This is a genomic window from Bradyrhizobium tropiciagri, from assembly GCF_018130545.1.
GTDB lineage: Bacteria > Pseudomonadota > Alphaproteobacteria > Rhizobiales > Xanthobacteraceae > Bradyrhizobium > Bradyrhizobium tropiciagri_A.
In genome coordinates, this window is the sequence record NZ_JAFCKF010000001.1 from 1137414 (window position 1) to 1154579 (window position 17166).

A 17166-nucleotide genomic window follows, 5' to 3' on the forward strand; every position below is an offset into this window, starting at 1 on the left:
TCGTCCCTGCGAAAGCAGGGACCCATAACCACAAATGTTTGTGACGCGAAGGCTGGGACCCCAGCTCGCCTTAACAACAACCATTCGTGGTTATGGGTCCCGGATCGCGCTTCGCTTGTCCGGGACGACGAGCAGTTTTGCGGCAGCTAACCGCCCAGCCCCGTTCCACCATACAGCCACGCAATGTCATCGCACCACTCGGTCTGCGACTTCGCGCTCATGATCGCGTTGCGGATGCGGGCATGATCGCCGGCCGGATGGTAAACGTGCTCGCCGATCGCGCGGGACATCAGCTGCACCCGCGCGGTACGCGGAAAGCGTTGCGCGCGATAGGCGTCGAGCGCCGCCACATGATCATCATGATTGGCCAGCATGTGCGACAGGCAGACCGCATCCTCCATCGCCTGGCAGGCACCTTGCGCAAAATACTGCAACATCGGATGCGCGGCGTCGCCGAGCAGCACGACGCGGCCGTCGATCCAGCGCTCGGTCGGATCGCGGTCGCACAACACCCAGAGCTTCCAGTTGGTGCCGTGGCGAATGATGTTCTGCGCCCGCTCATGGACGTGGGTAAAGCCCTTCATCACCTCGGCTTCGGAGACCGGCTTGCCGGCGACCGGCTCCGGCGCGTCGTTGTGATAGGTGACGACGAGGTTGAACACCTTCCAGCCCGACAGCGGATAATGCACGATGTGGCATTTCGGGCCGGCCCATAGCGTGGCTGCGTTCCAGCGCAGATCCTCCGGCATCTGCTCGGTCGGGATGACAGAGCGATAGGTGGTGTGGCCGGAGACGCGCGGCGGGCCGTCTGCCGTCACCTGCTTGCGGATATTCGACCACAACCCGTCCGCGCCGATCAGGAGGCGCCCGGTGATGCGCTCGCCACTGGCGAGTTTTGCAGTGACGGACGAGCCATCCTGCTCGTAGCCGGCCACCTCGCTGCTCACGCGCAGCTCGATCAGTTCATGACTCTGGCAGGCGCGCAGGAACACGCCGTGCAGGTCACCGCGATGCACCACCGCATAGGGATTGCCGAACCGGGCGCGGAAGGCGTCGCCGAGGTCGATATGGGTGATTTCGTCGGCGGTCAGCGCATCCATCAGCCGCAGCTGATCGATATAGACGGCCATGTTGCGCGCGGCCTCGCCGACGCCGAGATAGTCGAAGGCATGAAACGCGTTCGGCCCGAGCTGGATGCCGGCGCCGATCTCGCCGAGCGCGGACGCCTTCTCCAGCAGGATGGAGCGGATGCCTTTCTGCGCGAGGCCCAACGCAACGGCGAGACCGCCGATGCCGCCGCCCGCGATGAGGACCGGTCTCGTCTCCGCCATCAGCCCGACCTCCCGAGATGTTCGAGCGCATCCTCGGCGCGCAGCGGCACGCGCGACGCTTCGTTGTTGAGGTCGACAAGTTGGGTCAAGAGCGAGAGCAGCGTCTTGCGATCGGCCGGCTTCAGCGGTTGCAGCATCCGCGCCTGCGCCTTGTCGACCGCGGGCATGATCTCGTTCAGCACACTGGCTCCTGCCTTGGTGAGGTAGAGCAGCTTGACGCGCTTGTCCTCCGGCGACGGCTTGCGGGCGATGAACTCCTTGGCCTGCAACCGCTCGATCACGTTGCCGAGCGTGGAACGGTCGAACGCGATCACCGCCGAGAGCCTCGTGGCATCGATGCCGGGATGGGTCGAGATCGTGACCAGCGCGGCGTATTGCACCGGCGTCAGGTCGAACGCCCTGCACTCCTCGATGAACAGCGCGACCGCGATCTGCTGCATCCGCCGGAACAGGTAGCCGGGCGCGGTGTAGACCGCGTCCATGGTGACGGGCGTTGGCTTGCTACTCGGCATCGGGCTGCTTGTCCGGGGCGGCATCGGCGAACGCCTTGACTTGCTTTGCCGCGGCCTCCGCCTTGATCAGGCGCGGATAGGCCGACACATCGACACCGAAGCGCCGCGCATTGGCGAGCTGCGGCACCAGGCAGAGATCGGCCAGCGTCGGCTGGTCGCCGAAGCAGAACGGCCCCGCCTCATCGGCAATCAGCGTCTCGCAGGCGGACAGGCCTTCGCGATTGGCCCAGGCCGCCCATTCCGTCACCTGCGCCTCGGGCAGGCCGAGCTGGCGCAGCCGCGCCAGCACCTTTAGATTCTGCACCGGGTGGGTGTCGCAGGCGATCGCCTGCGCGAAAGCACGCACCTTGGCGCGGCGCAGCGGGTCCTTCGGCAACAGCGGCGGATTGGGATTGGTCTCGTCAAGCCATTCGATGATCGCGAGCGACTGGGTGAGGATCGCGCCGGCGTCGCTCTCCAGCGTCGGCACCAGCCCCTGCGGATTGATCGCCAGATAGGCCGGCGCGCATTGCTCGCCCTTGCGCAGATGATGCGGCAGGTGCTCGGAGGTGAGCCCCTTCAGATTGAGGGCGATCCGGACCCGGTAGGACGCGCTGCTCCGGAAATAGCCATGCAGCTTCATCGGAACCTCCCTTGCATTCTTGCATTTCGTTATCGGCTTGGTTCATTGACGCTAGCCATATTGTCAGTATACTGTCAATTAAATTGAACCGACAAGAATGATGGGAGGCTTGCCATGGAAGCCGTGCAGAAGACCCCGGAGCGCGAGGCGTTCTACAAAAAGATCGACGGTCAAAATCTCTCCGCGCTGTGGAACGTGTTGGGAGACCTGGTCACGCCGGAGCCGCGCAGCGCCTGCCGTCCGCATCTGTGGAAGTTCGACCAGATCCGCGACTACATGAACGAGGCCGGCAAGCTGATCACGGCCAAGGAAGCCGAACGCCGCGTGCTGGTGCTGGAAAATCCCGGCCTGCGCGGGCAGTCCAGGATCACGACCTCGCTGTTTGCCGGCGTGCAGATGGTGGTGCCCGGCGACGTCGCGCCCGCCCATCGCCACACCCAGTCGGCGCTACGCTTCGTGCTCGAGGGCAAGGGCGCCTATACCGCCGTCGACGGCGAGCGCACCGCGATGGCGCCGGGTGATTTCGTCATCACACCATCGATGACCTGGCACGATCATTCCAACGAGACCAGCGAGCCGATGTTCTGGCTCGACGGGCTCGACATCCCGATGGTGCAGTTCTTCGACTGCTCGTTCGCGGAAGGCGCCAAGGAAGACCAGCAGAAGATCTCGAGGCCCGCCGGCGACAGCTTTGCGCGCTACGGCCGCAACCTGTTGCCGATCGACCAGAAGCGGTCGTCCAAAACCTCGCCGATCTTCAACTACCCCTATGAGCACACCCGCGAGACGCTGGAAAAAGCCCGGGCCCGTGACGAGTGGGACGCCTGCCACGGCCTCAAGCTGAAATTCTCCAATCCCGAGACCGGCGACTTTGCGATGCCGACCATCGGCACCTTCATCCAGTTGCTGCCGAAAGGCTTCAAGACCGCGCGCTATCGCGCAACCGACGCCACCGTGTTCGCCGCGATCGAGGGCAAGGGCCGCACCCGGGTCGGCGACCAGACCTTCGAGTGGGGACCGCGCGATCTGTTCGTGGTGCCGAGCTGGCACTGGGTCACCCACGAGGCCGACACCGACTCCGTGCTGTTCTCGTTCTCTGACCGTCCGGTGCAGCAGAAGCTGGATCTGTTCCGCGAGGATCGCGGCAACGCGTAGCCCCGTCGTCCCGGCGAAGGCCGGGACCCATACGCCGCGGCCTCAGGAAAGGGCACGCGGCGAGGCATTCATCCTACTAGCACCAGCGGTGGTTATGGGTCCCGGCCTTCGCCGGGACGACAGCGGAAGTCGCTAACAGCGCGGCCCTCACCGCCAGTGCAGCAACCGCACTTCCAGCAAATTGATCAGCTTCCCGACCACAAGCCCAAACAGCGACAGGATCACGACGCCGGCGAGCAGCTGATCGGTTTGCATCAGATTGCCGGCCTGCAGCACGAAGGCGCCGATGCCGTATTGCGCGCCGATCATCTCGGCGCTGACGACGAGCAACAGCGCAACTGATGCAGTGATGCGGAAGCCGGCGAGGATCGAGGGCAGCGCGCCCGGCCAGATCACGCGGCGCACGATGGCGTGGAACGGCACGTTGAAGCTCTGCGCCATCCGGATCAGGTTGCGGGGCACCGCATCGACGCCGCTATAGACCGAGATCGCGGTCGAGAAGAACACGCCGAGCGCAATGGTCGCGATCTTCGGCTCTTCGCCGATCCCGAGCCACAGGATGAGCAGCGGCAGCAGCGCGATCTTCGGAATCGGGAACAGCGCCGAGATGAAGGTGATGCCGACGCCGCGCGCCATGGTCGACAGCCCGATCGCGAAGCCGACAACGACGCCGGCGGCGGTGCCGATGATCCAGCCGGTGCCGATCCGCATGATCGACCACGAAAGGTGCTGCCATATTGCGCCCGACATCGCGAGCTTGGTGATCGCGACCGCGATCGCCGACGGAGCCGGCAGGAACAGCGGATTGACCCATCCTGCGCTGCCGGCCAGCTGCCAGACCGCGATGACCAGCGCGAGCGCGATCCAGCCGGCGGAGCGGCTGTCGCCCGGCGTGAAGCCGGCGCCGCGAAACGCGACCGGCCGGGTCGCTTCCGTGGATCGGTCCTTGGTTTCCGGCGGCGCGCGATCAAGCATGCTGGACCTCACGCTCGGCATCGATCGCCTCTTTGCGGATCAGCGACCACAGCTCACCTTGTAGTGCGGCCATCGGCCCGCGTGCTTCCACGGTACCGCGCTCGGCGCGGGTCATCGGAATGGTCACGATTTCCCTGATGCGGCCGGGGCGGCGCGACAGCACCACCACGCGATCGGCGAGCCGCACGGCTTCCTCGAGATTATGCGTGACATAGACCGCGCCCATCGTGCCGTCGGCCAGCAGGCCGACGAAATCCTCCATCAGGAGTTCGCGGGTCTGCGAATCCAGCGCCGACAGCGGCTCGTCCATCAGCAGGATCGCCGGGCGAACCGCGAGCGCGCGCGCGATGCCGACACGCTGGCGCATGCCGCCGGACAGCTGCTTGGGATAGGCGGTGCGAAAATCCGTCAAGCCGGTGCGGCGCAGCGCATCATCGATCACGGCGCGGCGCTCGCCGGCGCCAAGCGCCGTGTGGAGCAACGGAAACGCCACGTTCTCCTCGACCGTATTCCACGGCAGCAAGGCAAAATCCTGGAACACGAAGGTCAGCGGATTAAGACTGCCGGCCGGCTGTGCGCCGCGCAGCTCGGCGGCGCCCTTGCTCGGCCGCAGCAAGCCACCGAGGATCGACAGCAGCGTGCTCTTGCCGCAACCGGACGGCCCGACGATCGCGACGATCTCGCCGGCGCGGACCGTGAAGGAGACACCGTCGAGCACGTCGAGGGCGCCGAAGCGATGGCTGATATGGTCGGCGATCAGGTCCATCTAAGACTTACTCCGTACCTAACCGGTCATCCTGAGGAGCGCGAAGCGCGTCTCGAAGGATGCACGGCCGGGATGCAGCGCGGCCGTCGACCCTTCGAGACGCGCGCAAGAGCGCGCTCCTCAGGGTGACGGTGATAGAGTTGTGCGCGCGGCTCATCATCAATCCGCCTTCACATAATCCTTGGCGATGATCGCATCGGCATCAAAACCCTTGTCGACAAAACCCTGCCCCTGCAGCCATTTGATCTGGTTGTCGAGGTTCTTCACGTCGAGCTTGCCGTCGGGATCGATATAGGCGCAATTGCCGACCACCTTCTCGACCGGAAGATTGGTGTATTTGGCGATGATCTCGAGCAGCGGTTTTGTCTTGTCGTTGATCGGCGCCACGCCGTCCTTGATCGCGGTGAGGATCACGTCGTGATATTCGTGGTCGGCGCGACTGAGCGCGGTAAGCAGCCGCTTCACCAGCTCTGCGTTGGTCAGCGTCTTCGGCGACGCGAAGATGGCCCCTAACTGCCACGGCGTCTCGTCACCGACCCAGCCCAAAAGTTTCGCACCGTTGGCGTCCATCAGCGTCCGCGCGGTCGAGACCGGCAGCAGCGCGGCGTCGACGGTCTCGCCCTTCAGCGCCGCGGCGGCGTTCGACAGCGACTGCAGCGGCACCACCTTCACATCGGACAGCTTGAAGCCGTATTTGTCGGCGAGCAGGCCGAGCGAATAATGAAAGCTGGAGCCGATTTGGGTCACCGCGACGCGCTTGCCGGCGAGATCCTTCGGCGTCTTGAGGCCGGCAGCATAGGCGTTGTTGCTGGCGAAATAGCCGATCAGGGGATAGCCGGCCTTCTCGCGGCTCATGCCTCCGATTACCTTCAGCGTGCCCTTGCCGGCGAGATTGTAGAGCCCCGCGGTGACCGCGGTGACGCCGAAATCGACGTCGCCGGATGCGGTCGCGACCGCGATCGGCTGTGCCGCATCGAAGAACTTCAGCTCGACATCGAGGCCGGCGTCGCGGAAGTAGCCCTTGTCCTGCGCGATGAAGACCGGCGCCGAGGACGACAGCCGCAACACGCCGATCTTCGCCTTCAGCAGATCATCGGCCCGCGCGATGCCGCTCGCGGCCCACACCAGCAAACCCGCGAGTGCGAGCCGCGCCCAACTCTTCATTGCCGTCTCCACCTACAACCCCTCGGGCACGGCCTGATCGCGGCCGATGAACGCGCCCTGCTTGCCAAGCTGTTGTTGCAACTTTTCGACGGAAATGTCGCGCGGAATCGTATTGCCCGAAAGTGCCAGCGCCGCCGCGGTTCCCGCCGCCTCGCCCATCACAAAACAGGCGCCGGAGACGCGCGCCGCCGATTGTCCCTCATGGGTCATCGAGGCACAGCGCCCGGCGACCAGCAGATTGTCGACGCCCTCAGGCACCAGCATGCGATACGGCAATTCGTTATATCCGCGGCTTTCCGGGATCGGCGGAAATTCGAAGGTGACATCGCCCGGCACGTGCTTTTCCATCGGCCAGCCATTGACGCCGATCGAATCCTCGAACGAGGCGCAGCCCAGCACGTCCTCGCCTGACAGCAAGTAGCCGCCGATCACGCGCCGCGTCTCGCGGATGCCGAGCTGCGGCGGCAGGTCGACGATGTAGGAATTTTCAAAGCCCGGCACCGTGCGCAGGAACTTGAACGCCTCGACCGCCTGGCGACGGCCCTCGATCTCGCCGCGCGTCATGTCGTCGGGATCGATGCCGGAAATCGCGCCGCCATCGCTCCGCGTCACCTGGGTGAAATTCACCCGCCATTCGATCTGCGATTTCTGCGGCCGCACGATCGCGGACTTGCGAGGGAATTTATAGGTGCCGGCGGCCTCGGCCTGCGCCATCCGCTCCGGAATCGTCCGCCACGCGTCGCCGGCCTTCGCCGGATCGATGCCGTTGAGGCGGAACATCATCGAGGGGTAGAGCATGCCGCCGGCGTTATCGCCGACTTCATGGGGCGCGCCGGCCCACACCGCGAGGTCGCCGTCGCCTGAGCAATCGATGAAGATGCCACCGCGCACGGCCTGACGCCCGGCCTTGGTTTCCACCATCAGCGCCCGGATGTGTGCGCCGTCCATCACGACGCCGGCGCCGAGCGCGTGGAACAGGATGTCGACCTTGTGATGCGCCAGCAGATCGTCCGCCGCGATCTTGTAGGCCGCGGTGTCGTAGGCCTGCGCGAGGATTTTGCCGAGGATCAGATGCGGCGCATTCAGCCCGCCGAGCCGGTCGATCCGCGCCAGCAGGTCGGAGGCGATGCCCTGCACCACGCGGTGCATCTCGCCGAAGATATTGGCGTGCAGGCCGCAAAAATTCGTCACCCCCGCCGCGGTGCCCATGCCGCCGAGAAATCCGTAACGCTCGATCAAGAGGGTTCGCCGTCCGGCACGTGCCGCGCCGACGGCTGCCGCGATGCCGGCAGGTCCGCCGCCGAGCACCACCACATCATATTCGCCATAGAGGGGGACCTGCCGCGCAGGTTCTTCGATCGTGCTCGCTCGCATCATTTCCGCCCTGAACAAGTTGATTGGGCCAACTATGAATTGATGCGGATTGCAGTACAATCCACCAAATTATGTGATCAGCTTTCACGAATCGAGAAAGGTCCCGGAGATGGATACGCTGGTCAATCTCGAAGCCTTCCTCGCCACCGCCGACGCCGGCGGCTTCTCCGCCGCGGCCCGCAAGCTCAACGTCGCGACCTCGGTCGTCGCCAAGCGCGTCACCCAGCTCGAGGAGCGGATCGGCACCGCGCTGTTTCACCGCTCGACGCGCCAGTTGCGGCTGACCGAGGCCGGGCAGCAATATGTGCATCGCGCCCGCGGCGTCGTTGCCGATGTCGGCGACCTCCTGTCGCGGATGGGGGAGAAGCAGCGCGACCTCTCCGATCATCTGCGCGTCAAGGCGCCGACCTCGCTGACGGTGGCGCGGCTCGCCGATGCCTTCACGATCTTCCAGAAGCAGAACTCGAGCGTGAAGCTCGAGATCGTGATGATCGACCGCCCGGTCGATCCGGTGACCGAAGGCTTCGACATCGCGATCGGCGCCTTCCCGCATTCGTTCGGCGGCGTCGTCGACGAGCCGCTGTGCCGGTTGCCGCGGCTGTTGTGCGCCTCGCCGGCTTACCTGAAGAAGCACGGCACACCGAAGCATCCACGCGACCTGGTCGATCATCGTTGCCTCAGTTTTCTGCCGACCGGACCGGAATGGCCGTTCGAGGGACCGCGCGGCCGCATCAACATCCAGGTCCGCCCGATCCTCTCGTCGAACGAGGGCCGCGTGCTGACGCAAAGCGCAATCGCCGGCAACGGCATCGCACTGCTGTCGCATTATCTGGTCGCGGACGCGCTGCGCAAGGGCACGCTGCAGCCGGTGCTATCAGAGTTTCCGATCCCGGAACTGTGGGTGAAGGCCGCCGTTCCCGAACGCCGCATCGACGCCGCCGCAGTGCAGGCCTTGCTGAAGACGTTGAAAAAGTCGCTTTCGCAATCGCTGTGACATGCCGGCAGTCTTGCCTCGCAGGGGCGGACCTGAGACAAGGGCGCGAAAGGATCACCCGCTTGAAACTCCTGATGTCCGCGTCGATTGGCCTCATCATCGTTGCGACGCCCGCGGCGGCGATCGAGACCTGCCGCTTCATCGAGGCCAAGCCGGAGCGCGAGGCCTGCTACCATCGTCAAGAGCAGGAGCTGGCGGCCAAGCGCAAGCCGGAGCCGCCGATCACACAGTCGAGCGAATCGAGGACCTTCGACTCGCTGCAGCAGATGCGCCGCGACGACGAGGAGGTCTATCGCAGCATGCGCGGCATCTGCCGCGGCTGCTGAGTGAACGGTGCCTTGGCGGCGAAGACGTCAGCGACCGACCGGATCGCGAGAATTGCACCGCCTTCATTAACGCTTTCTGGTGGCGATCTTGGATATGACTTCGCAATCGCTCGATTTGACCCATGAAGATCGTATCGCTTCTCCATAGCCTCGCCGCTATCTGGTACGGCCTAGCCTTGCTATCGGCCGTTCCGGCAATCATTGTTGGAGCAGTGATCGGTTGGACCTTACAACGCTGGTACATCTGCCTGATCGTGAGCGCACTCGCCGCCTTTGGCTTTATGTATGCCTTCGACGCTTCCCGTCCGATTCGTCCTAATCATCCGTTGAGCCTGATCGAATTGGCCGGATTGTCCGCGGCGACAGCGTTCCCCATCATGCTGATCGCAACATCGGTCGGCTATTTTGTCGTCCGACGGCTGTCACAGTGGCGCAGGAAGCGTCGGGCGCCCTCAACCTAGCATGCAGAGCGAATGAGCGGCTTGTCCGCCGCAGCCTACGCCATGCCGCCACCCCATCGCCCTGCGCGCTTCTCGGCAAAGGACGCAAGCCCTTCGGCCGCTTCCGCGGTCTGCCGCTTGGCCGAGTGGAGATGGACGAGGCGCTTGTAGGCTGCATCGTCGACAGCCATGCCGCCGAACGAGCTCTCCATCGCCAGCTTCTTGGTCTCGGCCATCGCATCCGGCGCATTGCCGAGCAGCTGCTCGACGACCTTGGCACCGGCGCTGTCGAGAGCGGCCAGCGGCACCACTTCATGCACGAGACCGATCCGGCGGGCATCCTCGGCGCCGAACCGTTCGCCGGTCAGCGCGTAGCGGCGCACCTGGCGCACGCCAATCGCGTCGCAGAGCTGCGGGATGATGATCGCGGCCGTCAGGCCCCAGCGCACCTCGGTGATCGAGAACAGCGCATTGTCGGCCGCGATCACGATATCGCAGGCCGCAATCACGCCGGTGCCGCCGCCGAAGCAGCCGCCCTGCACCAGCGCGACCGTCGGCACCGGCAGCGTGTTGAGGCGCTGCACCGCTTCGAAGGTGGCGCGCGACGCCACTTCGTTCTCGTCGGATGATTTCGGCCGCACGCCGTTGATCCATTTCAGGTCGGCGCCGGCCTGGAAATGCTTGCCGTTGCCGTTGAGCACGACGACACGCACCGGCTTGGTCGAGAGATCGTCGATCGCGGCCAGCACGCCCGCGATCAGCGCACCGTCATAGGCATTGTTGACCTCGGGCCTGTTCAGCGTGACCGTCGCGACCCCGCGCGCATCGAGGCTCCACAGGACTGGGCTGGCCGACATGACGTTCTCCCTCGTTCGGCATTGATCTTGTCCGGCACTATGGCGACAGGCGATGGCTTGATCCATCACTTTCAAGCGCGCGCGGCCGCGCCGCATGCATGGCGGGTTGCGCAATGACCCGCGCTTGTGGAAACTGATGCGGAACGTTGCAAGGACCAGTTCCACTGATGCGCATTTGTATTTTCGGCGCGGGCGCCGTCGGCAGCCACTTCGCGGTCCGGCTGGCGCGCGCCGGCCACGATGTCTCCTGCGTGATGCGCGGGCCGCATCTCGACGCGGTCGAGGCCAACGGGCTGACGCTGAGGGTCGGCGACAGCAGCGTCACCGTCAGCGTGAAGGCTTCGGCCGATCCCGCCGGGCTGGGGCCGCAGGACGTCGTCATCAGCACGCTGAAGGCGACCGGCATTGGCGCACTCGCGACCGGGCTGCCGCCGCTGCTTCAGCGCGACACGATGGTCGTGTTCGCGCAAAACGGCATTCCCTGGTGGTACGGTCTCGGCCTGCCGCCGCAGCATCCCGCGATCCCCGATCTCGGCTTCCTCGATCCCGGCGGACGGCTGCGCGGCGCTGTCCCGCAGGAGCGGATCATCGGCGGCGTGATCTTTTCCTCCAATGAGGTGATCGCGCCCGGCGTGGTGGCGAACCTGTCGCCGGACCGCAACCGCCTCTTGATCGGCGAATGCGACGATCGTCAGAGCGAGTGCATCGCCAGGCTGCGCGCGGCGCTCAACGACGCCGCGATCGAATCGCCTGAGGTCAAACAGATCCGCGAGACGATCTGGTCGAAACTGCTGACTAACATGTCGATGTCGGTGCTCTGCCTGTTGACCGGGCTGACCGCACGCGGCGTCCGCGACGATCCTGACATGCAGGACGTGATCCCGCGCCTGCTCGAGGAGGCCAATGCGGTGGCGACGCACTACATTCCCGAGGTCAAGCGCGTCAGTCGAAGCGGGCCGGCACCGGACCACAAGCCGTCGATCCTGCAAGATTACGAACTTGGCCGCGCGATGGAGATCGACGTCCTGGTGCGCGCACCGGCGGCGTTTGCGCGCGCAGCCGGCCTTCCGACCCCGATGCTCGACCTGATGGCCGCGCTCGCGATCCAGAAGGCGCGTGACAAGGGACTGTACCAGGGCTGACAATCCGCCCCGCCACGATAACAAGCAGGGATATCGAACCATGCACGTCAAGGACAAGGTCTGCGTCGTCACCGGCGGCGCCAGCGGAATCGGTGAAGCGGTCGCACGGGCCTATGCGGAGGCCGGCGCGCGCGGCGTCGTGGTCGCCGATCTCAAGACCTCGCGCGACCGGCTCGCCAGCGTCGCCGGCGACATCGACGGCCTCGCGGTCACCGCCGATGTCGGGCTCGAAGAGGACATCAAGGCGCTGATCGCTGCGGCCGAGGACAAATACGGCCCGGTCGACGTGTTCTTCTCCAACGCCGGGCTGTCGCGCAAGGGACAGGAAGCGGCCTCCGATGCCGATTGGGATGTGAGCTGGCGCGTGCATGTGATGAGCCACGTGTTCGCGGCGCGCGCGCTCGTGCCCGGCATGCTGGCGCGCGGCTCCGGCTATCTCATCAACACCGCGTCGGCCGCGGGGCTGTTGGCCTCGCTGAACTCGATGCCTTACGGCGTCACCAAGAACGCTGCGATCGCGCTCGCCGAACATCTCGCCATCCAATATGGCGATCGCGGCATCCGCGTTTCCGTGCTCTGTCCGCAGTCGGTGCAGACCGGCATGACGACGCCGGGCCCGAGCGCGGCGCGGGTCGACGGCGTGCTGCAGCCGGGCGAGGTCGCGCGCATGGTGATCGAGGCGATGGCCGAGGAACGCTTCCTGATTCTCTCGCATCCGCAGGTGCAGGACTACATGCAGCGCAAGGCCGCCAATCGCGACCGCTGGCTGTCCGGCATGCGCCGCCTGCGCGATCGCATCTATGGCGGTGCTCCAACTTGACCTAACGCATCCGGGCTACAGCCTCACGAATGCTCCGCGACCCAGCTCGCGAAGGCATCGAGCACCTCGGCCATCACCTCGCGGTCGGTGCGGCCGGAGCGCTTGAGGACGTGGAAGGAGTGATCTGCCTCCTTGACCAGATGCAGTGTCGCACGGCTACCCAGCCCCTTCACCACGGGCTGGAGCAGGTCGAGCTCGGCCAGCGCGTCGCGGGTGCCTTGCAGGAACAGCAAGGGAATCTTGACCTCGGCAAGATGCTTGGCTCGCTCGTTCGACGGCTTGCCGGCGGGATGCAGCGGGAAGCCGAGGAACACCAGCCCGCGCACGCCTTCGAGCGGCGCTTTGGCCTGCGCCTGCGAGGTCATGCGTCCACCGAACGACTTGCCGCCGGCGAACAGCGGCAGTTCGCCGCAACGCCGCCCGGCTTCGGCCACCGCAGCCCGCACCGTCGCCTGCGCGACGGCGGGCGGATCGGGCCGCTTGCTGGCCTTCTCCATGTAGGGAAACTGATAGCGCAGCGTCGCGATGCCGCGCTCCGCCAGGCCCTCCGCGATCATGGCCATCGACGCATGCGTCATGCCGGCCCCGGCGCCATGCGCAAACACGTAGGCCGCGCGTGCCTGCGCCGGGCGCAGCAGCAGCGCGGACACCGTGCTGTCGTCCGCGACGGCGATCGAGAGCGGCTGTGCACCTGACGCGTTCAAGATGACATCTCGAAGAATTGTTGCTCCGGGCATTTCTAGCCGCAGGCCTCGATGCGCGCAAATGTCGCCACCGTCGCGACGCCGCAAGTGAACTGGCTCACAGCCGATCAACATTTCTTTGGCAACATTTCCGTTGGTAGACCAAGCGTCGCTACTGTAGGATGGTACGCAGCGCACTACACGCTTAGCGCGAACCTGTTTCGGCGAATTTTAATATCTCATCCATATCACGCGCGGGTACCGCGAATCGGGGGACGGGCATGCCTCGCAAGACGATCTTTTTCATCGGACTGTTGATTGTCGCCGGCCTCCTCTACTTCAAGGATGATATCGAGACGGCGGCGAGCGGCTTCCACGTCAAGGTCGTCGACTACCAGCCGCCGGCAAAGACGGTGTGGCTCGACCAGAATGTCACCGCCGCACGGCTGCGCTGGTTCTATCACGCCGACCAGGGCACGCGGACCTTCGGTATCCCCCTGAAATGGTTCACGGCGCTGGAGCAGCCGACGGTATGGCCGCCGTTCAGCGCGGCACCGCGGCTCAGCGAGACCAATTATCTCGGCCGCTTCGGCTTCATTGCCGACACCGTGATTCCAGGCAACCCGGATGCGCTGCCGATCGGCTTCGCGCCGAGCTCTCCGATGGCCGATGCCAACGGCGCACCCTGGCGCAACCCGCACACAAAGGAAGATATGCTCGGGGTCGGGCTGACCTGCGCCGCCTGCCACACCGGAAGTTTCAGCTATCGCGGCACCGAGATCGTGATCGACGGCGGACCGGCCAACACCAATCTGTTCGAATTCCAGAAGAGCGTCGGCCTGTCGTTGCTGCTGACCCGGTTCTGGCCGGGCCGCTTTGCGCGCTTTGCCGACGAGATCCTCGGCAAGGAGGCCAGCGTCGACGAACGCATGGCGTTGCGTGGCCAGCTCGATCTCGTACTGAAGCAATATGCCAACATCAACGCCCTGGAGACCAAGGTCGCCGCCAACAGCGTCGAGGAAGGCTACGCACGGCTCGACGCGCTGAACCGGATCGGCAACCAGGTGTTCTCGATCGACCTGAACAATCCGAACAACTATGCCTCGCATTCGGCACCGGTGCATTTCCCGCGGATCTGGAACGCGCCGTGGTTCAGCTGGGTGCAATATGACGGCTCGATCATGCAGCCGATGGTCCGCAATGCCGGCGAGGCGCTCGGCGTCAGCGCCGAGCTCAATCTGCTCGATGAGTCCAAGGGCCTGTTCAAATCGAGCGCGCAGATCGAGACGCTGTACGAGATGGAGCAGATGATCGCCGGCAAGGACGAGCCGAGCAAGACGAAGGGCTTTGACGGCCTGGCATCGCCGAAATGGCCGGAGAACATCCTGGGGCAGATCAACATGCCTCTCGCGATAGAGGGCGGCAAACTCTACAAGAAGCATTGTGAGGGCTGTCACGGCCCGGCGATCAACAGCAAGGCGCTGCCGCAGGACGAAGCCTACGCATTGTTCGAGGACGACAAACGCTGGATCAAGAACGACGCCGGCAAGCGGATTCTGAACGTCGAGTTGATTCCGATCAGCCATATCGGCACCGACAGTGCACAGGCCGAAGGCCTCAGGAGCCGCACGGTCGAGACCCCCGCCAATCTGAAGATCAAGAGCGGCAGCTTCGGGCCGGCGCTCGGCGAACTGGTCGAGAAGACGGTCGACTACTGGTACGACCAGAACAACACCCCGCCGGAAGATCGCAAGCGCATCAACGGCTACCGGCCGAACGAGATCCAGGCGCCGCTCGCCTACAAGGTCCGGCCGCTCAACGGCATCTGGGCGACCCCGCCCTATCTGCACAACGGATCGGTCCCGACCATCTACGCGCTGCTGTCGCCGGTGAAGGAGCGTCCCCCGATCGTCTATCTCGGCAGCCGAGAGTATGACCCGAAGAACCTCGGCTACGTCTCGGACGGCAAGATCAAGAACGTCTTCGCGCTCGACACCTCAAAGCGCGGCAACAGCAATACCGGACACGAATTCTCGAACGAGAAGGGCACCGGTGTAATCGGACCGAAGCTCGAGGAAGACGAGCGCCGCGCCCTGATCGAATTCATCAAGACGCTCTGACATCGGTTGGCAGCCAGACCTCCCCGCTTGCGGTGGAGGTCCGGTTATTCCTTCGGCGTGCTCAGCTTCGGCACCGGCTGCCGGCGTGCAGGGCGGGTCATCGCTTCCAGCTCGAGCAGCTGGTTGAGCTGCTCCTCGGTCAGAAGCTTCTCCTCCAGCACGATGTCGGCCACCGAGCGGTTCTCCTTCAGCGCGCGGCGCGCCACGCGCGATGAGGCCTCATAGCCGAGCGCCGGCGCCAGCGCCGTGATCAGGCCGATCGAGCCCTGCACCAGGCTGCGGCAACGCTCGCGATCGGCCTCGATGCCGTCGACGCAGCGCTTGGTCAGCGTATCGATCGCCGCCGTCAGCATGCGCAGCGAACTCAACACGCAATAGCCGATGGTCGGCTCGAACGCATTGAGCTGCAATTGGCCGCCTTCGGCGCACATCGTCACTGTGAGGTCGTGCCCGATCACCAGGAAGGCGACCTGGTTGACCACCTCGGGAATCACAGGATTGACCTTGCCGGGCATGATCGACGAGCCGGCCTGCACCGCCGGCAGGCGGATTTCGCCGATGCCGGTGCGCGGCCCCGACGACAGCAGCCGCAGGTCGTTGCAGATCTTCGACACCTTCACCGCGACGCGCTTCAGCACGCCCGAGAACAGCACGAAGGCTCCGAGGTCGGAGGTCGCCTCGATCAGGTTCGAGGCCAGCACCATTGGCTGACCCGACAGCCGCGACAATTCCTCGACCGCAAGCGCGGCATAGCGCGGATCGGCATTGATGCCGGTGCCGATCGCAGTCGCCCCGAGATTGACCTCGCGGAACAGGCTGGATATCTCGTTCAGCCGCGCGACGTCTTCCTTCACGGTGGCGTGGAAGGCGTCGAACTCCTGGCCGAGGGTCATCGGAACCGCATCCTGCAGCTGGGTGCGGCCCATCTTCAGGACGTCGGCAAACTCCACCGCCTTGCCCTTGAAGGCATAGGCGAGATCGTCGAGCGCGCGCACCAGCGGCTGGGTGGCGAAGATCACCGCGAGCCGCAATGCGGTCGGATAGGCATCGTTGGTCGACTGCGCCATGTTGACGTCGTCGTTCGGATGCAGCGTGTGATAATCGCCGGGCTTCTTGCCCATCAGCTTGAGCGCGACGTTGGCGATCACCTCGTTGGCATTCATGTTGGTCGAAGTGCCGGCGCCGCCCTGGATCGCGTCGACGACGAAGGACTCGGCATAGACCTTGTCGGTCGCGACCCGGGTGCATGCCTTGTCGATCGCATCGGCCTTTTCCGGCGCGAGATAGCCGAGGCGCTTGTTGGCGCGCGCGGCCGCCTGCTTCACCAGCGCCAGCGCGCGGACGAATTCCGGGAAGTGGCCGACCGGTACGCCCGTGATCGGAAAATTCATAACCGCGCGCTTGGTGTGGATGCCCCACAGCGCGTTGGCCGGCACATCGTCCTCGCCGAGCAGATCGTGCTCGGTGCGCGACTGCGCCTGCTCGATCGGCACGGTACGGACGGTCGCGATCGCAAGCTCGCTGACGCCGCCGCTGTCGCCGGAAGGTGGCGCAGTGCCTGCGGTGGTGGCGGTTTCAACCTTCGATTCGGCCATCGATCCCTCCGTTACCTGCTGCAACCATGTCGTCAGCGACGCCAGCCATGATGCGCCCGACCGGCATCGAAAGCCAATGCCTGTCGGCAAAGTCTTGCACACCGGCGAACCGAACGAGGCGAAAAAGCAGCGCCGAGCCGGCGGTCGAGCGCCTTGCCTTATCTGTCATGATAACAACAGCTTATAGCTCGATGCCGCGGTTCACCCGGCGACGGCTGCGGCTGCTTTCTCCACCCCGTCATCGCGTGCTAGATCAACATCAACTGGCGCACATGCGCTGCGACATCGAA

18 protein-coding genes are annotated in these 17166 nt (G+C 65.0%); 7 read left to right on the forward strand and 11 right to left on the reverse strand.

The annotated features are described in order from the left end of the window. Positions 1-146: 146 nt before the first annotated feature. The 3 genes from JQ616_RS05520 to maiA are packed head-to-tail and all read right to left on the reverse strand — an operon-like array spanning position 147 to position 2465. Positions 147-1331, reverse strand: a complete 1185-nt coding sequence (locus tag JQ616_RS05520; RefSeq protein WP_212012808.1) for a 3-hydroxybenzoate 6-monooxygenase — start codon at positions 1329-1331, stop codon at positions 147-149. Beyond that, positions 1331-1843: a MarR family winged helix-turn-helix transcriptional regulator gene (locus tag JQ616_RS05525; protein WP_212012810.1), complete on the reverse strand. Its 513-nt coding sequence runs from the start codon at positions 1841-1843 to the stop codon at positions 1331-1333. The genes JQ616_RS05520 and JQ616_RS05525 overlap by 1 nt, the downstream gene beginning before the upstream one ends. Further along, complete coding sequence (gene maiA / locus JQ616_RS05530) at positions 1833-2465, reverse strand: maleylacetoacetate isomerase (RefSeq protein WP_212012812.1); 633 nt, start codon at positions 2463-2465, stop codon at positions 1833-1835. Before maiA ends, JQ616_RS05525 begins: the two co-directional genes overlap by 11 nt. Before the next feature lie 114 nt (positions 2466-2579). Here maiA and gtdA point away from each other — a divergent pair, with 114 nt between their 5' ends. Continuing rightward, the gene (gtdA, locus tag JQ616_RS05535) at positions 2580-3620 is read left to right on the forward strand and encodes a gentisate 1,2-dioxygenase (RefSeq protein ID WP_212012814.1); all 1041 of its coding nucleotides are present in this window, start codon (positions 2580-2582) and stop codon (positions 3618-3620) included. Between the two features lie 147 nt (positions 3621-3767). Here the strand turns inward: gtdA and JQ616_RS05540 are convergent, their stop codons facing one another. The 4 genes from JQ616_RS05540 to JQ616_RS05555 all read right to left on the reverse strand — a co-directional run bounded on the left by JQ616_RS05540 (position 3768) and on the right by JQ616_RS05555 (position 7899). Then, positions 3768-4595, reverse strand: a complete 828-nt coding sequence (locus tag JQ616_RS05540) for an ABC transporter permease (RefSeq protein WP_212012816.1) — start codon at positions 4593-4595, stop codon at positions 3768-3770. After that, positions 4588-5361, reverse strand: coding sequence for an ABC transporter ATP-binding protein (locus JQ616_RS05545; RefSeq protein WP_212012818.1), 774 nt, complete (start codon positions 5359-5361; stop codon positions 4588-4590). Before JQ616_RS05545 ends, JQ616_RS05540 begins: the two co-directional genes overlap by 8 nt. A 159-nt stretch (positions 5362-5520) precedes the next feature. After that, positions 5521-6525 carry an ABC transporter substrate-binding protein gene (locus tag JQ616_RS05550; RefSeq protein ID WP_212012820.1) on the reverse strand — a complete coding sequence of 335 codons (1005 nt, stop codon included), beginning with the start codon at positions 6523-6525 and terminating at the stop codon, positions 5521-5523. Positions 6526-6537: 12 nt separating this feature from the next. After that, positions 6538-7899 (reverse strand): FAD-dependent oxidoreductase, encoded by a 1362-nt coding sequence (locus JQ616_RS05555; RefSeq protein WP_212012822.1) that lies wholly within the window; start codon positions 7897-7899, stop codon positions 6538-6540. A 109-nt stretch (positions 7900-8008) separates the two neighbouring features. On the opposite strand from JQ616_RS05555, the gene JQ616_RS05560 reads away from it, so the two are divergent. The 3 genes from JQ616_RS05560 to JQ616_RS05570 all read left to right on the forward strand — a co-directional run bounded on the left by JQ616_RS05560 (position 8009) and on the right by JQ616_RS05570 (position 9680). Beyond that, positions 8009-8893, forward strand: coding sequence for a LysR family transcriptional regulator (locus tag JQ616_RS05560; RefSeq protein WP_212012824.1), 885 nt, complete (start codon positions 8009-8011; stop codon positions 8891-8893). A gap of 74 nt (positions 8894-8967) precedes the next feature. After that, on the forward strand, positions 8968-9219 hold the full coding sequence (locus JQ616_RS05565; protein WP_212012826.1) for a hypothetical protein: 252 nt from the start codon (positions 8968-8970) through the stop codon (positions 9217-9219). Positions 9220-9341: 122 nt separating this feature from the next. Next, the gene (locus JQ616_RS05570; RefSeq protein WP_212012827.1) at positions 9342-9680 is read left to right on the forward strand and encodes a hypothetical protein; all 339 of its coding nucleotides are present in this window, start codon (positions 9342-9344) and stop codon (positions 9678-9680) included. Positions 9681-9715: 35 nt separating this feature from the next. Here the strand turns inward: JQ616_RS05570 and JQ616_RS05575 are convergent, their stop codons facing one another. Next, complete coding sequence (locus tag JQ616_RS05575) at positions 9716-10516, reverse strand: enoyl-CoA hydratase-related protein (RefSeq protein ID WP_212012828.1); 801 nt, start codon at positions 10514-10516, stop codon at positions 9716-9718. A gap of 167 nt (positions 10517-10683) precedes the next feature. On the opposite strand from JQ616_RS05575, the gene JQ616_RS05580 reads away from it, so the two are divergent. Both JQ616_RS05580 and JQ616_RS05585 read left to right on the forward strand, forming a co-directional pair. Then, complete coding sequence (locus tag JQ616_RS05580) at positions 10684-11658, forward strand: ketopantoate reductase family protein (RefSeq protein WP_212012829.1); 975 nt, start codon at positions 10684-10686, stop codon at positions 11656-11658. A gap of 40 nt (positions 11659-11698) precedes the next feature. After that, positions 11699-12478, forward strand: a complete 780-nt coding sequence (locus JQ616_RS05585) for an SDR family oxidoreductase (RefSeq protein WP_212012830.1) — start codon at positions 11699-11701, stop codon at positions 12476-12478. A 23-nt stretch (positions 12479-12501) separates the two neighbouring features. Here JQ616_RS05585 and JQ616_RS05590 read toward each other — a convergent pair whose 3' ends face one another. Further along, complete coding sequence (locus JQ616_RS05590) at positions 12502-13182, reverse strand: alpha/beta hydrolase family protein (protein ID WP_212012831.1); 681 nt, start codon at positions 13180-13182, stop codon at positions 12502-12504. A gap of 260 nt (positions 13183-13442) precedes the next feature. On the opposite strand from JQ616_RS05590, the gene JQ616_RS05595 reads away from it, so the two are divergent. After that, positions 13443-15281: a di-heme-cytochrome C peroxidase gene (locus JQ616_RS05595; RefSeq protein WP_212012832.1), complete on the forward strand. Its 1839-nt coding sequence runs from the start codon at positions 13443-13445 to the stop codon at positions 15279-15281. A gap of 44 nt (positions 15282-15325) precedes the next feature. Here JQ616_RS05595 and JQ616_RS05600 read toward each other — a convergent pair whose 3' ends face one another. After that, complete coding sequence (locus JQ616_RS05600) at positions 15326-16876, reverse strand: aspartate ammonia-lyase (protein ID WP_212012834.1); 1551 nt, start codon at positions 16874-16876, stop codon at positions 15326-15328. Beyond that, positions 16857-17045, reverse strand: a complete 189-nt coding sequence (locus tag JQ616_RS05605) for a hypothetical protein (RefSeq protein WP_212012836.1) — start codon at positions 17043-17045, stop codon at positions 16857-16859. Before JQ616_RS05605 ends, JQ616_RS05600 begins: the two co-directional genes overlap by 20 nt. Between the last annotated feature and the right edge of the window lie 121 nt (positions 17046-17166).